This is a genomic window from Streptococcus pseudopneumoniae (genome assembly GCF_001072375.1).
Lineage (GTDB): Bacteria > Bacillota > Bacilli > Lactobacillales > Streptococcaceae > Streptococcus > Streptococcus pseudopneumoniae_L.
The window spans coordinates 1-457 of sequence record NZ_JVKV01000095.1; the positions used below are offsets into that span (position 1 = coordinate 1).

General features: G+C 42.5%; 1 protein-coding gene. It reads left to right on the forward strand.

Features of this window, described 5'->3' with window-relative positions; all coding sequences use genetic code 11:
* Positions 1 to 240, forward strand: a 240-nt coding sequence (locus ADH31_RS07430; RefSeq protein WP_049509890.1) for an LPXTG cell wall anchor domain-containing protein, incomplete at its 5' end; no start/stop codon positions are given.
* Positions 241 to 457 lie beyond the last annotated feature (217 nt).

Sequence of the window (457 nt, forward strand, 5' to 3'; positions counted from 1 at the left end):
GTAGTGACTTACCCAGATGGTTCTAAGGATGAAGTTCCAGTTAAAGTTACTGTTGCAGCTAATGCAGCTCCAGCTTCTGATAACACTCCAGCTTCTGATAACACTCCAGCTAAGAAAGCGGGTGCTAAAGAATTACCAAACACTGGTACAAAACAATCTAGCGCTTCACTTGCTCTAGCACTCCTTGCAGCAGCGACAGGAGGACTCCTCATCGCTAAAAAACGCGAGGAAGAAGAGTAAATAAAAAGCTCAAATATAGCAAAACTGAGAATGATTATTCTTTCAGACTGCTAGAAAAACCGTAAGAATTTTTTCTTACGGTTTTTTGATTATGTGACTATTAGTCCGTCTCGCTCCGTGAGATGCGAGACACATAAACCACCCGCTATGCGGGTGCGCGTCGAAGGTTATACCAAAAAAACTCCAAACGCGATACAATAAAGGTGTTCAAGCCAAT